Below are 25,974 nucleotides of genomic sequence, written 5' to 3'. Positions count from 1 at the left end.
CTGGTCGGCACGGTGCAGAAGGCCAACCGCATCCGCCAGATCACCGCGACCAAGACCCGCGAGTCGCTGCAGACCACCGCGCAGCTGACGCAGGTGCACGAGGCCGACGTCACCAAGATCGCCGCGCTGCGCAAGCAGGCCAAGTCGACGTTCAAGGAGCGCGAGGGCGTCAACCTGACGTTCCTGCCGTTCTTCGCCAAGGCCGTCGTCGAGGCGCTGGGCGTGCACCCGAACGTCAACGCCAGCTACGACGAGTCCAGCAAGGAGATCACCTACCACGCCTCGGTGCACCTCGGCATCGCCGTCGACACCGAGCAGGGCCTGCTGTCCCCGGTGATCCACAACGCCAGCGACCTCTCGCTGGCCGGTCTGGCCCGCGCCATCGCCGACATCGCCGATCGCGCCCGCAACGGCGGCCTCAAGCCCGACGAGCTGGCCGGCGGCACCTTCACCATCACCAACATCGGCAGCCAGGGCGCGCTGTTCGACACCCCGATCCTGGTTCCGCCGCAGGCGGCCATGCTCGGCACGGGCGCGATCGTCAAGCGCCCGGTGGTGGTGACCGACGAGACCGGCAACGAGTCCATCGGCGTCCGCTCGATGTGCTACCTGCCGCTGACCTACGATCACCGCCTGATCGACGGCGCCGACGCCGGTCGTTTCCTGACCACGATCCGGCACCGCCTCGAGGAGGCGGCGTTCGAGGCCGATCTCGGCTTGTGAGGAAGGTCCCGCGGCACGTATGAAGGTCGTGATCGCCGGCTCGTCCGGGTTGATCGGGACGGCGCTCGTCGCGGCTCTGCGCCGCGACGGGCACGAGGTCGCCCGGCTGGTGCGCAGAAAAGCGGCAGGCCCGGACGAATTCGCTTGGAACCCGGTGCGCGCCCACTTGGACGAGCGGGCGCTTCGCGGCGCCGACGCCGTGGTCAACCTGTGCGGTGCGAGCGTCGGCCGCCGCCGCTGGACCGGCAGTTTCAAACAGGAGCTGCGCGACAGCCGGATCACGCCGACCGACGTGCTGGCGGGCGCGGTCGCCGCCGCGGGCGTGCCCGTGCTGCTCAACGCCAGCGGTGTGCACTACTACGGCGGTGACACCGGCGACCGGGTGGTGGACGAAACCGCCCCGGCCGGTACGAGTTTCCTGGCCACCTTGTGCCGGGACTGGGAGAAGGCCACCGAGCCCGCCACGGCCGCCGGGGTGCGCACCGTGTTGTTGCGCAGCGCCGTGGTGCTCTCCCGCGCCGGAGGCATGCTCGGCATGCTGCACCCGCTGTACGCGCTCGGATTGGGCGGTCGGCTGGGTAACGGCCGCCAGTACACGCCGTGGATTTCGCTGGCCGACGAGGTCGGCGCGATCGTCTTCGCGCTCACCGACGACACGGTGTCCGGCCCGGTCAACGTGGTGGGCCCCGCGCCGGTCACCAACGCCGAGTTCAGTCGCGCGCTGGGCCGTGCCCTGAATCGCCCCACTCCGCTCGTGGTTCCGGCGTTCGCGCTGCGCGCGTTGGTCGGCGAGATGGCGCAGGAGGCGATCCTGCGCGGACCGAGAGCGATTCCCACGGCCCTCGAGGAGGCGGGCTACCAGTTCCACCATCCCACCATCGGCTCCGCGCTGGCCGCCGCGGTGGGACGCCCCGGAGAGGCTCGATGACCGACCGACTCGACACCAGGCCCGCCACCGTCATCCGGGACGCGACTCACGATGACCTCCCGGCGATCCTGGACATCCACAACGCGAATATCGCCACCTCGACCGCGATCTGGGACACCGAACGGGTCGGCTTGGAGGAGCGTCTCGGCTGGTTCCGGGCCCGCACAGGCGGGGGGCTGCCCGTGCTGGTCGCCGAGATCGGCAGCGAACTCGCCGGTTACGCGAGCTACGGCCCCTGGCGCACCAAATCGGGCTACCGCTACACGGTGGAGAACTCCGTCTACGTCGACGAACGCTTCCATCGGCGCGGCATCGCCACCGCACTGCTCACCGAACTGATCGACCGTGCCCGCCGAGCGGGCACCGTGCACGCGATGATCGCCGCCATCGAATCCGGCAACACCGGTTCGATCGTGCTGCACGAGCGCTTCGGCTTCCGCACCGTCGGCGTCCTGCCCGAGGTAGGACACAAGTTCGGTCGTTGGATGGATCTGACCCTCATGCAACTGACCTTGCCGGTCGACGTCGACTGAACCGTCTTCTCGGACCACGTCCCGGTCGCGGCGACATCGGAGGGTCGGAGGCGCTACGCGGGTCTGCGCCGTACTCGGATGCGCGGAGTTCGGTTGCTCTGATCTTCGCGGGCTCGAGGCGTATCAGAGGCGATGTGTATTTCAGCACGTGACGCTAGGCGGGTCGGGCGGCACTCCGGTCGAGTAAGAGCATTCTTCGACGCCGCCAGTCCACAGCTCGGAGTACGGGAATCCGATGCGTCTTTCAAGGCACTCTTCGTTCGCCGACGCGACGGGGACCCGCATGACCACCCTCGCATCCCGGGCAACACCATCCGACACAGCGACCCGGACGCTGCACCGTGCTCGAGGCCGACAGCCCCGCAACCTTCCAGCTCTCCCCTTGGCTATCCGATCTGTCTGTGCGGATTCGCACATCGAGGTGCTGGAACGGGCTGCCCCGGTGGGCGTACCGTCATCGCTGTGACCAACCCGCGCACCACCGCGTCCGCTCGATTCGACCCGACCCCGATCGTGGTCGAGGATCTCGGGCTCATCGACTACCACGCCGCTTGGGAGCTGCAGCGCAGCATCGCCGAGCAGCGCGCCGAGGGCAACGGATCGGATCATCTGCTGCTGCTCGAGCACCCCTCGGTGTACACGGCGGGCCGCCGCACCGAGACCGACGACCTGCCGATCGACGGCAGCCCGGTGGTGCAGGTGGACCGCGGCGGCAAGATCACCTGGCACGGTCCCGGCCAACTGGTCGGCTACCCCATCGTGCGGCTCGCCGAGCCGGTCGACGTCGTCGACTACGTGCGCCGCCTCGAGGAGGCGTTGATCACGGTCTGCATCGAGCTCGGCCTGGTCTGCGGCCGCGTCGAGGGCCGCTCCGGCGTCTGGCTGCCCGCCACCGAGTTCTACGCCGAACGCAAGATCGCCGCGATCGGCGTGCGCGTGCAGCGCGGCGTTGCCCTGCACGGCGTCTCGTTCAACTGCAACGCCGCCATGGACGGGTTCCAGGCCATCGTCCCGTGCGGCATCCGCGACGCGGGCGTCACCACGCTGACCCGCGAACTCGGCCGTGAAGTGACCGTCGCCGAGATGAAGCCGCTGGTGGCCGACGCCGTCATCCGCGCGCTGGACGGCGAGCTTCCGGTCACCGAGCACGCTATTCCCCGTGTCACCCCTGGCGACACCACCCCCGCAGCGTCCGATCACGACGGCGTAAGGTCGATCAAGTGACCTCAGTCGACACCCCGACACCACACAGCTCGTCCGCAGCCGAACCTGCTGCGACACTCCCAGGTCCCGCCGTGGCTACGCAGGCTACCTCCTCCGGGCCCGACGCTCGTGCCGCGAACGGCCGCAAACTCTTGCGCATCGAAGCCCGCAACGCGGAAACCCCGATCGAGCGCAAGCCCAAATGGATCCGCACCCGCGCCACCATGGGCCCCGAGTACTCCGAACTCAAAGGCTTGGTGAAGCGCGAGGGCCTGCACACCGTCTGTGAGGAAGCGGGCTGCCCCAACATCTTCGAATGCTGGGAAGACCGCGAGGCCACCTTCCTGATCGGCGGCGAGCAGTGCACCCGCCGCTGCGATTTCTGCCAGATCGACACGGGCAAGCCCGCCGCTCTCGACCGGGACGAGCCCCGCCGCGTCGCCGAGAGCGTCCAGGCGATGGGCCTGCGCTACTCCACCATCACCGGCGTCGCCCGCGACGACCTGGAAGACGGCGGCGCCTGGCTCTACGCCGAAACCGTCCGCGCCATCAAGCGTTCGAACCCGCACACGGGCGTCGAACTGCTGATCCCCGACTTCAACGCCGACCCCGATCAGCTCGCCGAGGTCTTCTCCTCGCGCCCGGAGGTGCTGGCGCACAACCTCGAAACGGTTCCGCGCATCTTCAAGCGCATCCGCCCGGCCTTCCGCTACGAGCGCTCCCTCGCGGTCCTGACCGCCGCCCGCGAAGCCGGCCTGGTCACCAAGTCCAACCTCATCCTCGGCATGGGCGAGACGCCGGAGGAAGTCACCCAGGCCATGCGCGACCTGCACGACGCGGGCTGCGACATCCTCACCATCACCCAGTACCTGCGCCCGTCCCCGCGCCACCACCCGGTCGACCGCTGGGTGAAGCCGGAGGAGTTCGTCGAGCACTCCAAAGCGGCCGAGGAAATGGGCTTCGCCGGTGTGATGGCAGGCCCGCTGGTCCGCTCCTCCTACCGGGCCGGACGGCTGTACGCCCAGGCGATGGCCCACCACGGCCGCGAGATCGCCCCGGAAATGGCGCACCTTGCCGAGGAAGGGACCGCCTCTCAGGAAGCCAGCTCCGTGCTGGCCCGCTTCGGGAGCTGACCGAACGCCCACAGCGCCGCTGGCGATTGTCCAGCGGGCGCGGTGGAATCGGTCTCCTGGGCACACTTGTGAGAACCGTCAGGTTGTTATCCGCGCCGAAGCAGAACCGCACGTACGAAATACCAGATGCGATCGCGCCAGGCTCGCCCCTCCGTTATTCGGCGGTCGCTGTCGCCTGGGCTTGATAGTTTGGTGTACGCCTGTCTCGGTGCCGATTGTTCTCTCGCTGCACCACCGTCAGGTGCGAGAGACAGACGATCACAGGGGTGAAGGAGAAGCTGGCAATGAGCACCAGTCTGGGCACGACGCCGACTGCGCGGGTGTTCGAGGTGGAGGAGATCGTCGCGATGGTCCGCGACGGGAAGGTCAGGATTCCTGAATTCCAGCGTCCCTTCCGGTGGGGAATCGAGGATGCCCGGCGGCTGTTCGACAGCATCATGCGCGGCTACCCATTGGGTAGTCTGCTCTTGTGGTCACGCCCGGCGGAAGCGGCCCCGATTACAGTGGGCGCTTTGCGGATCAACGCACCGGCGATGGATAACGCACTGTGGGTGGTCGACGGCCAGCAGCGAGTGGCGACGTTGGCCAATGCACTATCTTCGGAGTCGCTGCACGACGACCGGTTCGCGCTAAGTTTCGATCCGGTGTCGGGTCAGATTGTTCCAACGTCAGGTGCCAAACCGCATACCATCCCACTGCCCACACTTTTCGATCTGAAGAATCTCATGGCATGGTTCCGTGATTCTCCCGATGCGATGCAGTACTTCGACGTCGCGACCGCTGCGGCCAAAAAAATTCGTCAGTTCAAGATCCCAGCCTCGGTGGTCGAGACACAAGATGAATCCGTCCTGCGCGATATCTTCGATCGGCTGAACAGCTACGGTAAGCGGCTTACTCGCGCTGAGGTGTTTACCGCCCTGCATCCGACAACCGTCGATTCCGGCCGAAAGACCTCCACGGCGATCGAGGACATCATCGGGCACATCAGCACCGACCTCGGCTTCGGCACCGTGGACGGCAATACGATATTCAGCGCAATCCTCGCGCGACGTGGCCGTGACGTCACGCGCGAAATGCGCACGGAGTTCGATGACCGGCGTACCGGGGAGTTTCCTGGCGAAGACGCCGACGAGGCCTACCTTCGGACCCAAGAAGCTCTGGATCGCACCGTTGGCTTTCTGCAGCGGTACGCCGATACGCCGCATTTCGCGTTTCTGCCGTATCGGCACCTGCTCGTGGTGCTGACCCGGGTCTTCGGCCACCACTCCGAATTGGACAGTAGACAGACCCAACTGTTGCGTCGTTGGTACTGGCGGGCGGCCGCGGCCGGAACCGCTCTGTTCCCCGGTGGTTCGACTGGCACCACGCGGGCGCTGTGCGCGAAAGTGGAGCCGAACGACCTGGATGCAACGCTCACCGGACTGCTCGATTCGATCCCTCCCGACCGGATCAGCTGGCCTGATGTGCACCAGTTCCGCACCAATCACGCCAGTGGCAAGATCATCGCGTGCGCAATGTGGGAGCGGCACCCGCGATCTTTGCGTGATGGGCAGCGCCTCGACCGCAACGATCTCGTCGAGGCACTCGGCGAAGCCCAGACACCGCGGCCCGCGCTTACTGCGGTCGTCTCGCGACGAGTCGCCGCGGCACTCAAAAAGGACTCGGCAGCGCGCTGGCTGCTGGTGCCCGGGCTGGAAGCAGCACCGTCAGAGATTCCGGAGATCCTCGCGACGCGCCCGATCTACGTAGACGAGTCGGATTGGGCACTCACCCTCGAGTCGCATTCCATTGCTCCCGATGTCGCCTCCCTACTGAAGGATGGTCGAGCTCGAGAATTCGTCCGTCGGCGCGAGGAAACCCTCGCCCTTGCCGTCAGGAACTTCCTGACTCAGCGCATGGAAATCGGATTCGAGGACACCCCGCCACTCGATCATCTCGTCGTCGACGACCTCGAAACTGAGGACTCGATGCTCGATGACACAGACTGGGAACTCGATGAATGAGACGGCCCGGCACGCGGTCTGGCTACACGACCAGCGGATTGGCTGGCTGTATTGCCACGACAACTACACCTGGTTCGAATTCACCGACGAGTATCTTGCCGATGCCGATCGTCCGGTCCTCGGACTTCGTTTCGAAGAGGATCCTCGTGCCCGGTTTGCGGCGAATCTGCGATTACCACAGTGGTTTTCGAATCTTCTGCCTGAGGGAGTGATGCGTGAGTGGATCGCGGCGGAGCGCGATGTCGCACCGGAGCGCGAAATGGAACTCTTGGCGCAAGTCGGTCATGATCTTCCCGGCGCGGTGCGCGTGCTCTCAGCTGAATTCCACACTGTGCCCGATGTCGCGGCCGTACTGGAATCTGCCGCCGTATCGACGGGTCCAATGGTGCGCGAGCATCAGCCATGGAAGTTTTCGCTGGCCGGAGTTGGCCTCAAGTTCTCGACGCTGCGAGATGGTAGGCGTTTCACATGCACTGCCACCGGCGAAGGGGGCGACTGGATCCTCAAACTGCCCGACACCAGATTCTCAGATGTCCCGCGTAACGAGTACGCGATGATGCGGTTCGCGGACGCCGTCGGCATCGATGTTCCGGAGGTCGCTCTGGTGCATCGAGACGATATCGCCGGAGTTCCCGCAGGTGTATGGCCGAGCAACGAGGAGTATGCGTACGCAGTCAGGCGTTTCGACCGCGACGCCGATCGGCGGCTAGTCCATATCGAGGATTTTGCCCAGGTCCGGGCAGTTTATCCAATCAACAAATACGAAGGGAACTTCGAGACCGTCGCCTCGCTGGCCTACCGAGGCCGCGATACGGCGGCCCTGCACGAGTTCGTGCGGCGGCTTGTTTTTTTCGTCCTCATCGGCAATGGCGACGCACACCTGAAGAACTGGTCACTGATCTACCGGGACAAACGAGTACCCACGCTCTCACCGGCCTATGACATCATGTCGACCGAGGCATACGGCATTGGCGATGGCCCCGAGGACCTCGGCCTGAAGTTTGCGGGTAACAAACGCTTTGATGCGATGCGCGTTTATCACTTCGATCGCCTCGCTCGAAAGCTACGCAGTTCGGAGAACCTTTCGGCAACCGCGCTGGAAACCATCGACCGTGTTCGTCAGCACTGGCCGAGTTTCGCTGCTGAACTGGAAGGTATTGCGGCGGTGCGTGATTGCGTTGAAGCATCGATAGTCGCGAGAACGATCTCGTTGACCCGCAGCCGCTGAACATCCAAAGCGCTGTGGCAGTCTACCGCTGAGTGCTCAATCCTTACGGAGCTGCCGCGATGACCCCCAGAACAACTGTCCGCCCATCGGAGACAGACGGTCGTTGTCGGCTCTCGACAAGGAGCAGTACAACCTTCGACCTCCGTCGTAGACGGAGGTACCCGGATTATGACAGCACCGAGCGCCCGAAGCGGTCTGCCGCACGAAGGTCTCCTCTTCACGGAGCTCATCGAAGGCGCCGCGCTCTTTCGCTCCGGCATCGCGGGCCATGCCGACCCCGATCCGACAACGCCCTCGTCACGACCGCCGTCCGTCTACCGACTCCGATCTGGGGCCGCTGCGTCGGCGTCGGCCATCTCCGGCACTACCGCCCTCGATCCGGCCACTCCGTATAACCCGAAGCGGCAATGGGTTTCCGCTTACTCTGCGGATCTCGCTGCTCTCTCCGCCCCGGCCATAGCAGGGCACTGGCGAGATCGAGTTTTATTCATCGACATCGACGTCGCTCGGGCAATCAAAGGAATTGCCGATACCTTGACCGGCTCGTCGGAGCTCGCACCGATTCGACCGAGTTTTCCAGCGGCCGAGTCGCAGCCATGTTGCATTTCGTTACCGAAATTCGTTCATGTGATGCAGATCATGTTTGTCGCCAAACTACCTGATCAGACAGCATGGATACGCCGCTGATCAGGCGATTTCAAGATCGCAGATATTGTTCATTAACTGCCTGTTTGCCGTGCGTTCACCCGCCGTGATCAAGCTGAGATCCGGGTCGGAGAGACCTGAGAAATCAGTGGCCTAGACCGCTACCGGATTCTCCCCGCATGACAGCGGCACCCCACGGGCATCGAACCCGGGTAGCTCACCGCGTCGCGCCGCCAGGAATTCGTCGCCCTGGCTTCACAACAAAATCCGAAAACAGTACATGAGCTCGGACGGGCGACCTTCCCTGCCGGATGCCCGTCGTCGATACCCGCTGCCGCTTGCGGCTGAATCGCTGCACGATCGAGGAACTGATTTCGCCATGCCTGACGCACGCCACTCCGTTTTCCGTCATCTGTCATTCCGCAACGGCGCCTTCGTGGTTGCCGCCCTCGGCGTCATCGCCATCGGCGCATCCTCCGGGGTGGCCTTGGCGGATGACAGCGTTCCGTCCGCGCCCCAGCCGGTCGCCGCCGCCGCGCCGATCGATGCCCCGGCCTTCGCGCTGCCCGGACTGCCCGAACTGCCTCCGCTGCCCGCGCTGCCCGCACCCGGCTTCCTGCCCGCGCCGCCCCCGGTCTACGAGGACAATCTCGACGGCTGGATTCGCCAATCGCTGGACATCATGCGCGCCCGCCACATTCCGGGTAGCTACGAGGGCATCCACCGCAACATCATGCGCGAATCCGGCGGCAATCCCCGGGCCATCAACCTGTCGGACTCCAACGCCGCCAAGGGCACCCCCTCCAAGGGCCTGCTCCAGGTGATCGACCCGACCTTCAACGCCTACCACGTCGACGGCACCCCCTTCGACATCTGGGACCCGGTCGCCAACATCACCGCCGCCTGCAACTACGCGGCCCACCGGTACGGCTCGATGGACAACGTCAACGGGGCCTACTGAGTCCTGAACTCGAATCCGAGCAAGCGCCTCCCGTCTTCTCGACGCGGAGGCGCTGCCGTTTCCCGGCGACTCGAGTACACCTCGATCGGCCACTGCCCTGCGACACCACCATCGGCCAGCAGCACATTGATAATCGCGGTCCAGGACACCGACTCGGGGTCTCCATAGGGGCGTGAAAAGCGTGCGGCGGTTGATCGACGCAGCGGCGACGATCTCGCCGAACCCAGCACGGCGAACGAAAGCGAGCACATGGGGCTGGCTTCCGAGGGCACTGAAGGGAACGCAGGGCAAGAGCGGTCGCCCACTCGAGGGCCAGCGGGTCCGGACGGACGACGGCGCAGCTCGCCAAGACCCGCCTTCGATTCAGATTGGAATGCGGCGAGTCTTGATCGCGATTCCCCGAGCCGCCGATGCTGACGAACGCATACGGATCAATTGGACGTCCGGGCATTGCCAAAGCTGCTCCCGAGCTCGACGTTCGGCGTTCGCATCGACGTGACTGCCTGGCACCTTCCGCTGTCTTCGGCGAAGCGCTTGTTGGTGCGGAGAAGGGTTTCGTGCTGTCGCCGCAAAGCCTCGACGGCGAAGCGAGCCACGCACCCGGTACCGCAGGAACCGGGTGCTCGCCGATCCGGATGACGGAGCATCCTTCTACTTCGCGCAGGCTAGACCTGCGCGGCGCGTCTGCCCAGGAATTCCCGTACCTCTGGAACCGCGGCATGCGTGCGAACCAGGTTGGCGATGGCATCGATGCGCTGGTGCAGGCGCGTGGACGCGAGCCCGGCGATGGTGTCGTAGTTGTCGGCAAGCAGTGAGCATGCTTGTGCGACATCACCGGACATAGTGAAATTCTCCGCGAGATGGACCTGCCATGCGGCGCGCTCCCTGGGCCATGCCGATGAACTTTCGATCGCGGCTTGCAGGTTAGAGGTCGCCTGGGAGTGCTCGCCGAGCCGCATCTGCGCCCAGCCGATGCCACCGACGAATTCGGCCTCCGGCAGATAAACCCAATCCGGGTCGTGCCCACGAGTCGACTCGTACGCGCGGTGAGCCCGGCTGATCGCCGCCGTCATCGCCGCCTTGTCCCTGCGAACCCCATGCGCCTCGGCTTCCCTGATCGCCATCAAGGCACGCAGTTTCGGACCACCGTCACGGAGGGATGCCCGCGCCCCAGCTTGTGCGTATTGCACGGCCAGAGGGTTCCCCTTCGCGTCGTCTGCGGGGCGACTCGCCATCAGACAGCTGGCGTTCCCCAGCGCATGCGCCGCAGCGATCCCGTCGCCTGCCGCATTGGCGGCGTTCGCCGCGTCCGCGTAGTACCGCCGCGCATCGTTCAGCCGCCCGGCGTCGTAGTGCACCCACCCGGAGGCGGTCATCATCTCGGCGGCGGCGCTGGTGAGCGCCCGACCGACCGTCTCGGTGTAACTGCCATGGTCCAAAAGCTGCTCGGCATAGCGGACTTGATTGGCCGCCACCCGGCACAATCGGTCGCCGCCGACCACCAGATCGAGTTCGTGGATCTGGTTCACGCTGTCGATGATGGCTTCCACGTCGCTCGCGCCGACTCTCCCGCCGGACGCCGAAACGGCGTTCGCTGGGGCGGAAACCGACATCATGGCAGCCCCCGCGCTTACTGATGCCCCTGCTTTGAAGAAGTTGCGACGGTCCACATCTGCCTCCCGGTCCGACTCCACTACCAGTATGGCAAGCGGAACCTGAAGCGCACGGGCTACGAGCCGAAGAACGCGAACATCATGGGAGGCGGGGCCGCCGCGCTCGAGGTGCGAGACGGCAGGCTGGGAGAAATTGATCAGTGCGCCCAGCTCGGTCTGGGTCATGCCGACCGATTTACGGATTCGCCGGATCACTTCACCGGTCGTCATGTACATGGCTCAGCCCCCCGATTGTCGATTGTTGTCCCCCTGAGCATTCACCCCAGAAACGGGTGCCTGCGCAGGATATACGGCTCCTCGCATAGTCGGAACGGAAACCGAAATCCGCGCTCCCACTTGGCCGAATGCCGCGCTTACGTTCGCCGCAGGTGCCCGGTACCGGGCCGACGCCGGACTGTCTGCGGCGCACCGGTCGGCCAGAGTGGCGGACCGGTGGCGAGAGCCCCCGGTACCGGGCACCGGCCGATCCTCGAAGCAGAGAGGTTTCCCGTGTCCCCGCATTCCCTCGCCATGTACCAACTCATCGCCCTGTGTGACGCAGCCGCCCACAAAGCACCGATGTTGCCGTTCAGCATCGCCCAGGCCCATGACGTGATGCAGATTCATGTGGCCTGCCGCGCGAAACATTGCGCTCGCAAGGCGGCGGCACGACAGGTGCTGATCGACAGCGGACGAATGGTGCCGGACCCGAGCAGGCCGCAGTGAAGCCAACTGCCCCAGAGCCTCCGGACCGGCACCGCCATATCCAAATCGAAACCGGCCCGCTGCGCCTGGACTACCAGGCGAGCGCCGAACAGGCCGAAAGCGTCGCACGCGCACTGGCACAACGGTTCCCGGACATCACCGTGACTATCGACGACAACCTGGACGACGACCTCCCGCACCTCCCCTGCGCGCGGCTGTGGGACTGAATGCTTCCCCGCCATCCATCTTCCGAATCCGAACGGAGAGTTCATCGGTGCAATCCGCTACCCCCGAACAGAGCCGAGTCGTTCCCGACCAGTTCTGACGGAGCGGCCATGAATACAGATCCCGCCGCCGACCCGACACTCACCCGCTGCCAGCGCTACCGGCACGTCTACGGGCTCCCGTGTTACGTCCACGAGGAAACCCGACGAATCACTCTGCGCGCAGGAGATGTAGGCGCGGTCACGGTACCCGAACAACTCGGCAGAGTGGTCCACAGTGACCTCGCCAAGCAATACCTGCTCGGCCCAGTCATCGCACACGGCTCCGGCCGCTGGACGATCCTCGTCCGTCCCGACGAGGCCCAGCAGCTCGCCAACGACAGCGACATCTTCATCGCGCTACTGCGCGCCCGCGCGACGATCGTCCCCGACGGCGGCGAGATACTGCTACCCTCCCCCGCTGACGAACGGACCGGATACCGCTGGTGGGTCGTCACACCACGCGACGCGTTCCGGCCACACGTCAGCACCGTCGTGCAGTCGATAATCATCTGCGCGGACCGAGCACCGCACCATCACCCAGGTTTTCAGGGACCTGACCGGCCGCAACACCACTCGTAGCAGCGATCACCGAGCTGCGCTCCCGGTCGATGGCCGATGCAAGGGCCCGATGTTCCTGATCCGCACAACCGAATCCGATGGAACCGGAGGCCCCCTGAGTGCGTCATAGACTTCAGGGACGACTTCAACGGCCCGGATCGGGAGGCTTCGGTGGGACAACGGACGACGGCGACGGTTGCGGCGCTCGCTGGGGTGGTGCTGGTCGCTTCGGGGTGCGAATCGGGCACGAACGGGACTGCCACGCCCAGCCCGACCGTCGACACGTCGGCGGCCACGGCCGCGCTGTGGGATCCGTGCACGCAGGTGCCGAACAGCACGTTGCAGCAAATCGGCGTCCGACCGGACACCAAAAGGTCGGGGGTTGCGGGCGTCGAGGAGCCCGGATGGAAGGTGTGTTCGTGGAACAACGATGATTTCAACCTCGGAGTGTCCACGACGATTCACACAGTCGATGTTTTCAAGGCTAAGCCGGACAACATCGACTTCTCCGACATCTCGATCGCCGGGCGCGATGGTGTCCAGCATCGCAGAACATCCGACCGGTTCAACGAGCTTTGCGATCTGATCTTTCCTGCGAACTCTGGATCGTACGGAGTGACGATTTCCAATCGCGCGTCAGCAAAGAATCCTGCGGAGCCGTGTTCGCGTGCGCGGGCTGCGGCGGTAATTCTTGTACCGACTTTTCCACGCTGAGCAGAGGGGCAGCAAGTGGCATTGGGCGAAGACTTAACACGGTGGCGGTATCTCGCTGGCGAGGCCGAAGCAGGTCGGCTGTATCTCGATCAGTCAGTCGCACAGGCAGGCCGTGACGCGTGCAACCGTCAGATCGACCTCTACAACCAGCTTCGCGACGACCTGCAGTGGGTGAGCAAGGTAACCGGCCTCGGCCGCTTCGACTGCTCCGACGAGCTGGCGAACATGCTGGGCGCCAAGGCAATCGGAGGTGAAGGCGATGTGGACTCCGCCCTCAAAGAGCACATCGAGGTACTGACCCTGATGCGTGATACGATCCAGATTTCCGTGGATCGCATCGGCGCACAGGACGACTCCAATGCGCAAGATACGAGCAATCTGCTGAACTGACCGGGGGATAATCATGGGTCTGCCGTTCCTGGTAGCGATTGGCGCCGCCCTGCTCGAGCAGTCGAAATCGGGCCCGCCGGACAGTGGTTCGCGCGACGAGAGCCCCGATGCGGCCATCGCGCGCAATCGCATCGCCGAAATCATGCGCGCCGGCACCGATGTACAGACCCAGTCGCCGAAAGTGCCGGAGAGCGCGTACAAGAATCCGGACGGTATCGACGACCTCTATGAACGTGTGCAGGCGATGTCGATCACCGATGTCGTCGCGCTGCACCAGCGTTGGGAGTCCATTCGCAATCGGCTCGAGCAGGGTTTGCAAGGTTTCGGCCCGGAGATCGGCAAGGCCATGGAAGGTAAATGGGAGGGAGCGGCGGCGAAGGCGGCGAGCGACGCGATCAAGGACTACGTCGACAAGTCCAGCGGACTGATCAGTTCGGTGCAGATCGTCACCGAGAAGGTGAAGATCATCCGATCGGGCATCGAGGTCACCCGGCCTGCCGTGCAGGAAATGCCGACTCATACGTGGACCAGCAACGTCGCGAGCTGGGTGCCGGGCCCCACCTGGAAGTTGAATCAGCATCGCGACGACTCCGCGCACGATGCGTCGGTGAACGTCGTCAAGAACGTCTTCTACCCTGCCGTCCGGGAGGCCGACACCGGCGTTCCTTTGGTACCCAAGCCGTACAACCCGGTGCACAATTCAGGCGATCAGCCGTCCGCGCCGAACAACGGCTGGCAGCCATCGTCGTCCGGTGCCGACACCGGAGATAAGGCCACCACGGTTGACCCGGCACAGCTGCCGGGTACTGAGAACGCGCCGGAGAGCACCGTCCCGTCCAACACGGTTGCCGAGCAAGAAAGCACGCCCGAGCAGACCACGACCACGCCCGCAGGCACGAACCCGTCGACCCAACCGGCGAGCACCAATCCCAGCACCGATCCATCGCTGACCCGCCCCGGAACACCGAGTCCCGGATCTCCCAGCACGCCGACCCCGGGCACACCCAGCACGGGCGTGCCCGGCCTCGGTACGCCCGCGCCGGGTCGCAGCATCAACGGTGTGCCCGCCGTTCCAGGCGGCGTTCCCGCCGCCGCGTCCGCGCGTCCCGGGACCGGTCGGCCGGGAACGAGCGGTATGCCGGGCATGATGGCGCCGGGCGCTCGCGGCAAGGGCGACGACGACAAGGAACATCAGACAAAGGACTATCTCGTCAACCAGCGCAACGGCGAGGAGCTCACCGGCCTCGGTGCGGAGACCAGGGTGAAGTCGGTGCCCCCGGTGATCGGCGAATGAGCGAGCCGAGAAGCTACACCACACCGAAACGCACAGCACGGCCGTGGTGCACGACGAAGGAGCCGGCTTCATGAGCCGGAGGGACTGGTCGTTCACCGCACTCGGCTTCACGGTGCTGTGGCGGGCGGTCGAGCGCGACGTGCTGCCATACCCGTTGCAGTACCGATCCACCGCCGAAACCGTCGCCGATTACGAGGCGGAGTGGAAATCCGAAGCCGCCGAACTGCACCGCCGCCTCGACGAGTCCCTGTACAACGCACTGCGTGTGCTGGCCGAACCCGAGGCACGGATCGAAATGGCGGGATTCAGCGGGAAAGACAAACTGCGCGTGCACGCGGCCGCGCACTATCGGCATGCTGTACTGCTGGTACAAGATCCCACCACGTCTCCGGATTGCGGTGGGGCCGTGCACATGTCATTGATCGATGCGGAGGGCGTGAGCCGTCGGGTCATCGACCACCTGCCCGACTCCGCACCCGGCAGCGGCCCCGGCATCGATATCTCGCGGCACGAACTCGATACCGAGGACGAGGAACCGTACCGCGTGGGCGCGCCCGCTCCGCCCCGCACCCTAGCCGAGCAGTTCTTCGAACGCCCCCGCAGCACCATCGCCCACGTCGCGGTATACGCGGGCCCGGCCTGGGACAATCGCCCGGCACCCGCGCGCGGCTTCCACGTGATGGACTATCCCGACGGCCGCTATCTCGTCCGCAGCGGACCCACCATCAAGGCAGTCCCCGCCGACATCAATGAAGTACGGACTCAACTCGACCGGGCCATACACGCAACGGTCACGGCCTTCCGCGAGGAAAGCGATCCCAGCTACACCTGACGCGTCGGAATTACGCACGCACAACCAGGATCGCCCGGGCCTAGAAATCAGCAGGCACCAGCACCGGAACTGCACCGGAGTCAGACCAGTGGACCTACTCCTGTCGCCGTGGTTTACCAGGTCAGCGTACTTCGAATTCGTCCTTGTACAGCCGGTTCGGCGGCGGTGCGGCACTCTCACCGACCTCGACGAGGTGATCACACGCGCGCAATACTTGCGGGCGGTAGCTCCCCTCGAAGGTCACCATCACCGATCCCCCGACACCGTTGCGGCCGCGCGTCTGATTCGCCTCCCGGCCGACGTTGAAAACGCTCGCGAGATCGCGGCCGTCGTTGCCGACCGCAATGCTGCCGTCGTGAAAGAACTGGACGGACGTCCCGTTATCCACGCCAACCGTCGCGGCGACAGTTCGGCCACCTTCCGGATCGAGCGAGACCTCGAAATCACAGCGTTGCTGCCCTGTGGTCGGGCCAGGTATCGATAGAGCCCGGCCGATGCCGAGGAGAACGGTTTCGGCGAGCGCGTTGTGGCGTTCACGCCCCTCGATGGTCCACAGATGCGTGGTGGACCACACTTTCACCCGGCCGTCGTCGAAGATCGACACGCGATCGCCCGCGCTGTTCCCGGCCAAGTACTTGGCATTGTTCGCTGTCACAGTGTTCCTTCACACCGGACGTAAATCCCAGCCGTCTCGGTGAACCGCGCCGTCGTCACCGCATCATCGCCGTCGCCGTTCACGACTTGATGAATTCCGATCCCACTCAGCACCGCATACGTGCACCGCTCATGGTCCGAGCTCGGCATCAGATCCAAATCCAATGCCGACAGCGGTCCCGGCCACTTCGGATACACCGCATCGCCGGCCACGCTGAACGTCCGGTACTCGCCCGGCAGCCTGGACCGACCGCACAAGTCGGCAAATGCCGTCTGCTGGCGGATGTCCAGTCGGTGGACCTGGACCGAAGCACCAGCCCACCAGTCGACAGACGCCGATGCAAACGCCTGCCACGGCGGCACCAAGTCCGTGGAGCGGCGCGCTACTACCTGTTCGTCATGCATCGGTCGCCCGGGCAACGACGCGGTACTTCGGGATAGACATGAGTTATTCATACCAATCGACCTGCGCCGTCGAAGCAATTCGATGGGCTCATCACAGTTGCTCCGTCGGCTGTGCGAGTTACGCTCGCCAAATCATCGTGATTCCCTACATCGACTCACCCATCTGTCGGCACCATGGCGACTCTGCACAGAGCGGTGACTCCAGCAGAGTTCTGTCCCAGTGGCTGAAGCCACAGACGATCCGGCGACTCAGTCCAGGATGTTCAGCACCACCGCCGTCAGCATCAGAGCGAAGAATGAGCCGAAGACGACCCAGCTGGTGCGGATCCAGTTGAGACCCGGCCACCTCGGCGGCCTCGGAGCGATCGCGCCGGGTAGCAGGTAGAACGCCGGGGAGCGGTAGTAGACGGTCGTTCGGCAACCCGGATCTACCGGCACGACGGTATCCGCCGGACCCATATCGGAGCCCCACGCCCGAACGAAGAATCTGATGAGAAGGTTGACGCCTCGGGTCAGGACTTCGACACGGTAGAGCCCAGGGGCCGCCGGAATGTAGGTGGGTCCCCAGGAAGCATTCGGTATTTCGGTGCCGTTCACATAAATGCGTGGTCCGGTCGTCGCGTATACCGGGCCCGCGATCCACCATCGGAAATAGGACGTGTCGACCACGATCCCGGTCTCACCCGGCTCGGGCTGGTATGCGTCCGCCGGGTGATGCTCGACGTTCTGGAAGAAGCGCAATCTCGGCCGCTCGACGGTATGCATCGGCGGTGGCACATAGTGCGTCGCCCCGCGATACGAGTGAGCCTCTGGCGCGTACGGATTCGGATGGATCCGGTGCGGTGCCGGACCGCCCTCCCAATGTGGTTGCGAGCCGTTGAAGCTCGCATTCCCAGGGAGCGGAGCGTGCCCTGGGCTCACCTGAGCGGAGTGCGGCCGATTGCCCCGCCCCGGTTGCAACGGCTGCCGTGGAGCGATCTAGCCGGCTTGTCCGGGCTGCTGCGGGCCGTTGACACCCGCCCGCGGGGGTACAAGCGGTCGACTCCCGGGATCACCGGTATGCGGCGCGTGCGGATAATTCACAGTGCGTGGTTCCCCTCGTTGATGCCGACGCTCGGCAGTTCCTTCCTCACGAAGCTCCGGAGGCCCATCGTCAAGCTTGGGCAGGCTGGTTTTCCTTGCCCAGGAGGGCATAGATGACGGCGGCGATCGCCTGGGTGAGCGTCTGAACGTCCTTGAAAGCGCTCGCCATGTCGAGCAGCAGCTTCGAGATCTTCAACCCATCGCGCCCGATCCTGGCGATCACCGCGGCGGCGACGTGCGGCCCTGCCGTGCCCAGGGACGCCGCGAGTTCGATGCTGTACCCGATCAGCGCACCGGCCAAGCTGGTGAGGATGTCCTGCACCATCTTCCGGAACGCCTTGACGATCTTCGACAGGGTGTCCATGATCTCACCGAGCGTGGCCGCCACCCCGCCCGCGCCCGCGATCTGGTCGATGAGGTCCGTGGCCCGGCTTCGGTAGGCGTCGCCCGCGCTTCCCGTCCATGTCGCGATATCGGCATCGAGACCCGCCTGCCATTCCCGGCTCATGTCGGTCAACTCTGCGGCGATACGGCTCCAGCTCGCGGAATACGCCTCCACCATCTTGCTGTTTCCGGCGAGCCCGTCCAGCACCTTGCGATATGGCTCGACGTGCGTGAGCATCCACCCGGCGATCTGGTCACCCACGAATCCGAACGGGTCGAACACCGCGTCGGCAACGGTCGCGCCGAACGCGACGCCGCCGGTGATCGCCTCGAACGTTTTCGCATTCCGGAAGTTGGCGTATGCCTCCCAAGCGTCTCCGGCGATCGTCCCGGACAAGATGCCGGGCAGCCTGGTCTCCTCGTCCTGCTTCAGACCGATGTCGTGCATCCAGAAGACGGTCTCCTGGAAATACTCCTCCCGATAGTCGGTCCCCTCGGCGATCAGCGGATTGTTCTCGGGCTTTTTCCGGTCGTCGAAGCCGGGAGTGTTCTCGTTGAGCCAGTCACCGATCGTCGTGCTCACTTCGGCCCTCCCGGTGCGTCGGCGATGGTCTCGCGCAGTTCGGTCACCGACCTGCCGAAGGCGCCGTCTTCGTCTTCGAATGCCGCGGCGACGGTGTCGAGCTTGCCGGGCAGTGCCGCGACGTCCTCGGCGAGCTTGCGGATGACGTCGATGGTGTTGCGGTGCTTGTCCTCCAGGACCATCCGCACCAAAGGTCGGGGGATCTCTCCGAAACCGTCGTCCGCGGCGCCTAGATAGGCGGCGGCCTCCAGCGACAATGTCAAGCTCTGCATCAGCTTATGCAGCTTTCCCGCATGGCTGCGCACTTCGCCTGGGTCGACGGAGATCGCGTCAGGATTCGTCATGGTCACACCAGCCAGGAACGGTTGTAGTACTCCGTCTCCGGATCGGGTTCGTCCGGGACGACGATTCGTTCACGGTCGGGCTTGCGACTGCGCGGCGCGGCCGCATCCGAGACTGCGAGGCTCGGCTGCGGCGGGAAGGAAGGAGCCGCCGTAGCAGGGTGGTCACCGGACGGAGGGATGGGGTCCTGCGGATCAGGAAAACGCTGCGCGTACTGATCGGTGATCGCGACACCCGCCGCGTCGTCTCCGACGGTGGCCCGCACCAGCTCGGTGACCTGCGCGCGCAATGCCGACTGCGCCCGCCGCAGACAGGACATGATCTCGGCGGAGAGCACCGCCGGATCCATTCCGCGCGCATTCGGCGACAGGGTGATCGCCGTGGGCACACCGCTGTTGTCCACGGAGACCACGACACGGCGATCCGCGCTGGACTCGGTGATCGTCAGATCCCGCATCCGGCCCTCCAACTCCTGAAACCGTGCTGCCCGGCGCTCGAGATCCGCTGCCATCTGAGCAAAGTCCTCCGCGGCACGGTTCTCATCGAATGCGGCCACTCACACCTCCCACTTCGCAACTGCCTGTTCGCGAACAACCCGCTGCCGCACACATCGCGACTTCGGCTTGTCTTTACACCTGACTCTGACGCAGCGCGCCGTCGATCGGTTCCATCGATCTCGGGAGCGTCACCGGAACGAGCGACCGAACGGCCCTGCCTTCCAGCGACCCGCCACGCTCGGACTCGAAGCCGATAAGCGTTGGCGCACAGATTGGTTCGGGGATCAACCCGGATAGCACCGGACGGGTCGGCCGAGGGTGCCGATGATCACCGATTCGCCCTGGTCACACCGGTACTCCCGCCAGTGACAACAAAAACGAGCGTATAGGCACCTACGCTTGGATCATGCCTCGCTGGAGTACGCACGGTCGCAAGGCAGCGGAAGTGGGCCGACTGGCGCGGCTCGGGGGCGATCCCGAAACCATCTCGGCCGCAACACTTTCGAGGGCACAGACGCGATCGATCACCGCTTCCGCGAGCAGACCTCGCGCATCGTCGAATCCCGACACAGAAGCACCGGTCTCCACCCCCACGACCAGGCACCCCGGGTCGCTCGCGCTGAAACCGGAATCCGGTTCGCGCACAGTGGCGATGGGCATGCCTCCGCTTCCCCCACGGCGGCTGGACGAGGAGCCGCACCGGCTGTACAACTCGGGCGCGGCCGCCTTCGTCGGGCTCTGCGTCGGCGTGCTGATCCTGGTGGTGTCCGGATGGCTCCTCGTCGGCCCTTCCACGAAACCGGCGGCCTCGACCACGACTCCCCGGGCCGCTGCCTCGACCACCACCCCACCGTCGTCCACCGTGCGCACGACCACTCCCACACCCGCTAAGCCCGCCGGACGGACGGGCATCGCGATCACCGTCGGGAAGGTCGCCTCGAACGACGGTACAACCCTGGTGGTCAAGAACGCGGCGACCGGAAACAGCGTCAAGGTCCGCACCGACGCCGGTACCAAGGTGTACGTCCTCATCGCCAAACAGGCCAGAGACATCCGCGTGGGCGCGGCCATCGCCGTCTACGGACGACAACACCCTGATCAGACCATCGTCGCCGACTTCATCACCGGCATCTCCTTCGGCGCCGCACCCAACTGAACCGCACAGCCGGGCACGCGCCGAATCACCCGCGTAGCGCGGCCTCCACCACCGCGTCGTCGACCGGCTCGCTCTGGCCCCACACGGCCCGCGCCAGCCGCAACTTCCCGGCCATGCCTGCCACCAGCGCCGCCTCCGCCGCCGCGCCCGCGTCCCCCCGCGCGAGCACTTTGCGGTAGCGAACCGCGTCGACGATGACGGATTTGACCCGCTCGTGATCGAGATAGGTCCGCAGGTCACGCCGCCACTCGCCGACCGCCGCCGCGGGCTCGGCGGCGACCCACTCGGCGAGGAACGCTTCCTGCTCCTGCGGGAGGTAGCCCATCTTGTGCAGGTGGGTGGCCACGTCGTACAGCGGGTCGCCGTACAGGGCGAATTCCCAGTCGAGGAAGACCACCTGCCCGTCGCGCACGATCATGTTCTTCCGGTGCACGTCGGCATGCACCATCCGGAACGGCCGGGCTCGCAACGTGTCCCAGGACGCGAGCACCGTCTCGAGCGGCCGGTCGGGCACACCCAACCGGCGATACAGTTCCCCGAACTCCGCGCTGCTCTCGCGGTGCACCCGGGCCGTCACGGCCGACAATCGGCGCGCGAATCCGGCGGGCTCGTCATCCCAATCCGGCTCGACCGGCGGCAACAGCTCCGGTGGGATACGGCGGAGCCCGGCGAACAGCGCCGCCACGTCCGCCGGTACGTGGGCCGGTACCGGGACGCCGCGCGGCGCGATCCGATCCAGCAGCTCGCCGTCGATGTAATCGTGGATCTGATAGGCGGGTTCGACCGATTCCCACCGCAACTTCGGCGCTGCGGCGACGAAGGGCTCGATCGCGATCAAGACCGCGGGTTCGGGCCACTGCCGCAGATCCATCACGTCCGCGCCTTCGACGGGAATGCGCACGTTCACCGCGCCGACGGCGTCGTCGACCCGCACGTTGTGGTTGTAGTACCCGGCGGAGGATTCCGATCGGGACAGCGCGGCGTGGTACATCGCGTCCGCGTCGACGCCGAGCACCCGTGCGATGAGCCGTGCGGCGTCGCGGTCCAGACCTGATCGCGGCGTCGGCGGCTGGATACGCAGCCGTGCGGCCGCGGCGGCTTCGGCGATGTCGGGTTCGGTCCAGCCGTACAGCGCCAAGACCGCTCGCGCCACCAGCACCAGCCCTGGATAGACGTTCGCGCCCTCGAATTCCGCGATGGCCCACCGCGCACTGCGCACGGCATCGTCGCGGCGCCCTCGCCGGGCGAAGACGCCCGCGCGGAACAATTCGGCCCTGGCCCGGCCCGACCGGTATCCGGCCTGCTCGAGAATCCCGCACGCTTCGGTGAGGGCATGCTCGGCGGCCTCGAGTTCGCCCAGCGACAAGCGCGCCGAACCGAGTGCGGTGTATGCCTTTCCGAGCTCGTGCAACGCACCGAGCTCGCGCTGCTGCACGATCGCCGTTCCGGCGGCCTGGATCGCCTGCTCGGGATCGGTGAGCGCCAGGAGTTCTGCCACATTCGTCGCGATATTGGCCTGTCCGACGACGCTGCCCGCGGCTCGGTAGTGGGTGTCGGCCTCGGCGAGATACCTTGCGGCGCGGTCGGTGTCGAACGCGAGCCGGTAGGCCAGGTGCCGCAACCGCGCCACATCGCCGAGGAACTCGCGGTCGTCGTCGTCCGCCAGTGCCACGAGTTCCTCGCACATCGTCAAGGCCCGTCCGAATCGCCCCTGGCACATGTGCAGGTCGGCGGCCCACTGCCCCGCGACGAGTCGCGCCCGCCCCGATCCGCGCGACCACACGTCCTGGTAGATCGCCAGCGCATCGTCGGTGTCGCCGAGTATGCGGCGCGCGTTCGCCGCGGCCACGGCCAACCGTTCCGCGATGGGTCCGGTCCTATCCAAAGCGACGTCCCTGGTGAGCCGATCGGCCTGCTTGGCGTCGCCGAGCAGCACCGCCGCTTCCGCTTCCAGGCACCGCGTGAGTTCCGACAGTTCGGCCATACCTGCCAGGTTCTCATGCGGATCGCTCAGGTAGCGGTCGAGATCGTTGATCACGCCGCCGATGCCCTGGCTGCCGCCCGCCGCTTCGATCCGGTCGACGTACTCCAGCAACGTCACCGCGGACAGCAGCCCGGATCGGACGCCGTGGTAGCCCGCCTCCCGCAGTGCGGCCACCCGGCCGGTCGGCCGTTGCGCACGCGCGAACCACAGATCGTGCAGCACCGCGTGCAGGGTGCGCCGAACTTCCGGAGCCAAGCGCCGTTGCAGCGCGTCCACCATCAATTGGTGCAGCTGGAAGCACTCACCCTCGCCGCCCTCGTCCGCCGCGTACACGAACGAGTACGCGATCAGCGCCTGCCACGCCGCGACGTGCCGTGGTAGCTCGAACTGCCCGGCCACCGCGGTGAAGATCTCGCGATCGAAGGTCCGGGGCAGCCCCAGCAACTCCAGCATCCGCACTTCCTCGGGGCGCACGTGCTGCAGAAAGCGTTCGAGAATCGTTTCCGGAGAGACCAATTCGGTGGGCGCGACCCACCCGGCGCGGGTGCGGGCATCTATGGCCAGGTGCAGGTAGAACGGAACGCCCGCGCTGGCAGCCGCGATCGCCGCCCGCTCGGCTGGGTCCTCGATTCCGGAGGCATCGAGTAGTTCGAAACGCGCGTCCGCGGGCAGATCGTCCACCGGCACGGCCCGGACCCGGTCCGACCACTCCGGATCGTGCCGCTCCCATCCCAGCGGCTCACGACTGGCGATCACCACCAGGCCCGTGTCCAACTGGGCGACCACATCGCGTAACCAGGCGTCCGATGCCGCCGCCCGGCCTTCGCGATCGGCGCCTCCCGTCAAAGCTTCGTAGGCGTCCAGGAAGACGACATAGGGCGGCTTGCCTTCCGTCCCGCTCTTGAGGTCTTCGGCGAACAAGTAAGAGACGGCCTCTTCCAGGCTCGCCAAGCTCAGCCGGTCGAGTTCTTGCAGGACGGGATCGTGGCGTATCCGATGGGTGCGAACGGCCCGGCGCGCACCGAGATCCAGCAGCTTGGTCGCGGTACCGAAGACCGGGATGCCGGTGGCGTCGTTGAGGATCTCGGTCAGGATCTCGCTGTGCTCGGCGAGCGCCAGCGAATCGGAGGTCAGCCGGAGGTGGGGGTGCATGCGCTGCCACAACACCGCGCAGGCGATGTCGAAGCGGTGGAACTTGATCTTCTGCTGGCCGAACTGCACGCGCAGCACGGCGAGCCCGTCGGCGGCCTGCCGATGGCTCGGGACCTGCAGATCGAGCACCGCCGCCGGATGCCCGCGCGCGACGCGCGCCCGCAGCTCGGTGACCAGCCGGGATTTGCCGATGCCGCCGACACCGCTGAGCAGCATGACGCGAGGCCGCTCGGCGGCCTCGGCCAGCAGCTCGTCGAACCGAGCCAGTACCTGCTCGCGATCGACGAACGGGCGGCTGGTCGATCCCGGCCGGAAACGCGCGGTCAACGCCATGGTGTGTTCCCCCTCGTGCCGAGCCCGGCACGATTCTGCCAGATCAGGCCGGGTGATCCGCGAATGTCGGTCCCCCTTGCTAACTTTCGTTCCGTTCTGATCTGACGAAAACAGGCGAGGCGCTATGACAATCGGGGGAACCACGTATCTCGAACTGTCCGAGGACAGCGGATCCGCGCACAAGTTCTACGAGGTGATCGTCGCGGGCACCCAGGTGAGTGTCCGTTTCGGTCGTATCGGCGAGCAGGGGCAGACGAAGGTCACTTCGTTCGCCACCGAGGAGAAGGCGCAGGCGGCTGCCGCGAAGAAGGTCGGTGAGAAGGTACGTAAGGGCTACGCGCCCGCGGTGATGGGCGCGCGGGCCAGGCGCGCGGTCACCCGGCGGGCGATCAGCAGCGGCCGCTCCACCGCGAAGGCCGCGCCCGTGCTGTGGAGTTTCGACTCCGGCGCCGCCGCCTTCGGCATCTTCGTCGACGAGCGCCGCTGCTGGGTGGGCAACGAGAGCGGTGACGTGTTCACCCTCACCCCGGAGGGCGTGGTCACCGGCCGGTACCGGCTGCCGGACGCCGTGAAATGCATCGTGGCCGACGATTTCTGGATCTACGCGGGATGCGACGACGGGCGCGTCTACGACCTGTCGGGCAAGGTGCCCCGCGCGGCCTACGACATCGCGGCCGATGTCGACATCTACTGGCTCGACATCCACGACGGCATCCTCGGCGTCTCCGACCGCCAAGGCGGCATCACGGTGATCGACTACGAGGAGGAATCGCTGTGGAACCGGCGCAGCACCGGCGACTCGGGCTGGATGGTGCGCATCGACGCCGACGGCGTCTACCACGGGCATTCCGGCGGCGTCACCAAGTACGACCTGGACAGCGGAAACATGCTCTGGCAGCAGCGCACCGGAGGCGACGTCCTGTTCGGCTGGCAGGAATCCGACGCCGTCTACGCGGGCACCTCGCGTAACCAGGTCCGCATGGTGTCCAAGAGCGGCGGGGCCGCACGCACCTACCAGTGCGACGCCGCGGTGTTCTCCTGCGCCACCTCACCGGACGGCCGCTACGTCTTCGCCGGTGACAACTACTCCTCGGTGTACTGCTTCGACGCCGCGGGCAATCGGGTGTGGAAGCTGGCCACCGGCTGCGGTTCGGCCTATTCCATGCAATATCACGACGAGAAGCTGTACCTGGTCACCACCACCGGCACACTGGCCTGTCTGGACGTCGGTGAGACCGCCATCCGTGACGCCGAGCAGGGTGTGCTGCCGCCAACGGTGTCGGTCAAGGCTCCCGAGATCTCCGCCGTGGTGCCCAGCGATACCGTCGAAGTCACCTCCGACGCCGGAACCGGCGTCATCGTGGAGTGCGTCGATCACGGCAGTTCGCTGCGCGTGCGGGTCGTGTCGCCCGGGTATCAGCGCGGATGGAACGTCCAATTCCCCAAGGACATTCGCCGTGCGGGAGCTCGCTACGTGGTCGACGGCATCGCCGAGTCGGCGCGCGGCGGTTTCTACCGGGTCCGCGGCGATATCCGCCGACTGTCCTGACAGCGCCTACACTTATCAGCCAGCCGAAGCGTTCTTCGCACTTCGTGTGAGATGTGCGAGGAACGCGGCCTACCCGCCGCGATC

At 65.9% G+C, this 25,974-nt stretch carries 26 protein-coding genes; 18 read left to right on the top strand and 8 right to left on the bottom strand.

The window, feature by feature from the left end:
• The 9 genes from sucB to ON27_RS09150 all read left to right on the top strand — a co-directional run.
• On the top strand, positions 1–723 hold a 723-nt coding region (gene sucB / locus ON27_RS09185; RefSeq protein ID WP_043722458.1), incomplete at its 5' end, for a 2-oxoglutarate dehydrogenase, E2 component, dihydrolipoamide succinyltransferase.
• 19 nt (positions 724–742) lie between these two features.
• Positions 743–1,651, top strand: a complete 909-nt coding sequence (locus ON27_RS09180) for a TIGR01777 family oxidoreductase (RefSeq protein ID WP_043722456.1) — start codon at positions 743–745, stop codon at positions 1,649–1,651.
• Positions 1,648–2,184: a GNAT family N-acetyltransferase gene (locus ON27_RS09175; protein WP_043722453.1), complete on the top strand. Its 537-nt coding sequence runs from the start codon at positions 1,648–1,650 to the stop codon at positions 2,182–2,184. The genes ON27_RS09180 and ON27_RS09175 overlap by 4 nt, the downstream gene beginning before the upstream one ends.
• Positions 2,185–2,646: 462 nt before the next feature.
• On the top strand, positions 2,647–3,408 hold the full coding sequence (gene lipB / locus ON27_RS09170) for a lipoyl(octanoyl) transferase LipB (RefSeq protein WP_043722450.1): 762 nt from the start codon (positions 2,647–2,649) through the stop codon (positions 3,406–3,408).
• A 71-nt stretch (positions 3,409–3,479) separates the two neighbouring features.
• Complete coding sequence (gene lipA, locus ON27_RS09165) at positions 3,480–4,520, top strand: lipoyl synthase (RefSeq protein ID WP_043722446.1); 1,041 nt, start codon at positions 3,480–3,482, stop codon at positions 4,518–4,520.
• Between the two features lie 266 nt (positions 4,521–4,786).
• Positions 4,787–6,523: a DUF262 domain-containing protein gene (locus ON27_RS09160; RefSeq protein ID WP_157227137.1), complete on the top strand. Its 1,737-nt coding sequence runs from the start codon at positions 4,787–4,789 to the stop codon at positions 6,521–6,523.
• Positions 6,516–7,751, top strand: a complete 1,236-nt coding sequence (locus ON27_RS09155) for a type II toxin-antitoxin system HipA family toxin (RefSeq protein ID WP_043722440.1) — start codon at positions 6,516–6,518, stop codon at positions 7,749–7,751. The genes ON27_RS09160 and ON27_RS09155 overlap by 8 nt, the downstream gene beginning before the upstream one ends.
• Before the next feature lie 168 nt (positions 7,752–7,919).
• Positions 7,920–8,438 (top strand): hypothetical protein, encoded by a 519-nt coding sequence (locus ON27_RS42770; protein ID WP_157227136.1) that lies wholly within the window; start codon positions 7,920–7,922, stop codon positions 8,436–8,438.
• A gap of 337 nt (positions 8,439–8,775) precedes the next feature.
• Entirely contained in the window at positions 8,776–9,357 is a 582-nt protein-coding gene (locus tag ON27_RS09150) for a transglycosylase SLT domain-containing protein (protein WP_043722437.1), read from the top strand.
• A 665-nt stretch (positions 9,358–10,022) separates the two neighbouring features.
• Here ON27_RS09150 and ON27_RS09145 read toward each other — a convergent pair.
• On the bottom strand, positions 10,023–11,240 hold the full coding sequence (locus ON27_RS09145; protein ID WP_218002972.1) for a helix-turn-helix domain-containing protein: 1,218 nt from the start codon (positions 11,238–11,240) through the stop codon (positions 10,023–10,025).
• A 300-nt stretch (positions 11,241–11,540) separates the two neighbouring features.
• Between ON27_RS09145 and ON27_RS09140 the strand changes: the two genes are divergently transcribed.
• The 7 genes from ON27_RS09140 (at position 11,541) to ON27_RS09115 (ending at position 15,768) form a co-directional block, all read left to right on the top strand.
• Positions 11,541–11,735: a hypothetical protein gene (locus ON27_RS09140; protein WP_157227135.1), complete on the top strand. Its 195-nt coding sequence runs from the start codon at positions 11,541–11,543 to the stop codon at positions 11,733–11,735.
• Positions 11,732–11,941, top strand: coding sequence for a hypothetical protein (locus tag ON27_RS09135; RefSeq protein ID WP_043722430.1), 210 nt, complete (start codon positions 11,732–11,734; stop codon positions 11,939–11,941). The genes ON27_RS09140 and ON27_RS09135 overlap by 4 nt, the downstream gene beginning before the upstream one ends.
• 108 nt (positions 11,942–12,049) lie before the next feature.
• Positions 12,050–12,559: a hypothetical protein gene (locus ON27_RS09130; RefSeq protein ID WP_051046376.1), complete on the top strand. Its 510-nt coding sequence runs from the start codon at positions 12,050–12,052 to the stop codon at positions 12,557–12,559.
• A 150-nt stretch (positions 12,560–12,709) separates the two neighbouring features.
• The gene (locus ON27_RS41185) at positions 12,710–13,252 is read left to right on the top strand and encodes a DUF3558 domain-containing protein (protein WP_157227134.1); all 543 of its coding nucleotides are present in this window, start codon (positions 12,710–12,712) and stop codon (positions 13,250–13,252) included.
• 15 nt (positions 13,253–13,267) lie between these two features.
• Entirely contained in the window at positions 13,268–13,642 is a 375-nt protein-coding gene (locus ON27_RS09125; RefSeq protein WP_043722428.1) for a hypothetical protein, read from the top strand.
• Positions 13,643–13,655: 13 nt separating this feature from the next.
• Positions 13,656–14,936 (top strand): hypothetical protein, encoded by a 1,281-nt coding sequence (locus ON27_RS39800; RefSeq protein WP_051046375.1) that lies wholly within the window; start codon positions 13,656–13,658, stop codon positions 14,934–14,936.
• Between the two features lie 70 nt (positions 14,937–15,006).
• On the top strand, positions 15,007–15,768 hold the full coding sequence (locus ON27_RS09115) for an ESX secretion-associated protein EspG (RefSeq protein ID WP_157227133.1): 762 nt from the start codon (positions 15,007–15,009) through the stop codon (positions 15,766–15,768).
• A gap of 121 nt (positions 15,769–15,889) precedes the next feature.
• Here the strand turns inward: ON27_RS09115 and ON27_RS09110 are convergent, their stop codons facing one another.
• The 6 genes from ON27_RS09110 to ON27_RS39790 all read right to left on the bottom strand — a co-directional run bounded on the left by ON27_RS09110 (position 15,890) and on the right by ON27_RS39790 (position 19,775).
• Positions 15,890–16,372, bottom strand: a complete 483-nt coding sequence (locus tag ON27_RS09110; RefSeq protein WP_157227132.1) for a hypothetical protein — start codon at positions 16,370–16,372, stop codon at positions 15,890–15,892.
• Positions 16,373–16,419: 47 nt separating this feature from the next.
• Positions 16,420–16,827 carry a hypothetical protein gene (locus ON27_RS09105; protein ID WP_043722423.1) on the bottom strand — a complete coding sequence of 136 codons (408 nt, stop codon included), beginning with the start codon at positions 16,825–16,827 and terminating at the stop codon, positions 16,420–16,422.
• 249 nt (positions 16,828–17,076) lie between these two features.
• Positions 17,077–17,592: a hypothetical protein gene (locus tag ON27_RS09100; protein ID WP_043722420.1), complete on the bottom strand. Its 516-nt coding sequence runs from the start codon at positions 17,590–17,592 to the stop codon at positions 17,077–17,079.
• A gap of 388 nt (positions 17,593–17,980) precedes the next feature.
• Complete coding sequence (locus tag ON27_RS39795) at positions 17,981–18,877, bottom strand: hypothetical protein (protein WP_051046373.1); 897 nt, start codon at positions 18,875–18,877, stop codon at positions 17,981–17,983.
• Positions 18,874–19,221, bottom strand: a complete 348-nt coding sequence (locus ON27_RS09090) for a hypothetical protein (protein ID WP_043722418.1) — start codon at positions 19,219–19,221, stop codon at positions 18,874–18,876. The genes ON27_RS39795 and ON27_RS09090 overlap by 4 nt, the downstream gene beginning before the upstream one ends.
• Before the next feature lie 2 nt (positions 19,222–19,223).
• Complete coding sequence (locus ON27_RS39790; RefSeq protein ID WP_157227131.1) at positions 19,224–19,775, bottom strand: YbaB/EbfC family nucleoid-associated protein; 552 nt, start codon at positions 19,773–19,775, stop codon at positions 19,224–19,226.
• A 599-nt stretch (positions 19,776–20,374) separates the two neighbouring features.
• On the opposite strand from ON27_RS39790, the gene ON27_RS09080 reads away from it, so the two are divergent.
• Positions 20,375–20,872: a hypothetical protein gene (locus tag ON27_RS09080; RefSeq protein ID WP_157227130.1), complete on the top strand. Its 498-nt coding sequence runs from the start codon at positions 20,375–20,377 to the stop codon at positions 20,870–20,872.
• 25 nt (positions 20,873–20,897) lie between these two features.
• On the opposite strand, the gene ON27_RS09075 is transcribed toward ON27_RS09080, so the two are convergent.
• Positions 20,898–24,341, bottom strand: coding sequence for a phosphotransferase (locus tag ON27_RS09075; RefSeq protein ID WP_051046371.1), 3,444 nt, complete (start codon positions 24,339–24,341; stop codon positions 20,898–20,900).
• 124 nt (positions 24,342–24,465) lie between these two features.
• Here ON27_RS09075 and ON27_RS09070 point away from each other — a divergent pair, with 124 nt between their 5' ends.
• Positions 24,466–25,890, top strand: coding sequence for a WGR domain-containing protein (locus tag ON27_RS09070; RefSeq protein ID WP_043722413.1), 1,425 nt, complete (start codon positions 24,466–24,468; stop codon positions 25,888–25,890).
• The last annotated feature ends 84 nt before the right edge of the window (positions 25,891–25,974 follow it).

Origin of the sequence: Nocardia asiatica NBRC 100129 (assembly GCF_000308415.1) — a bacterium.
GTDB lineage: Bacteria > Actinomycetota > Actinomycetes > Mycobacteriales > Mycobacteriaceae > Nocardia > Nocardia asiatica.
This window is presented reverse-complemented; position numbering and strand designations above follow the sequence as displayed.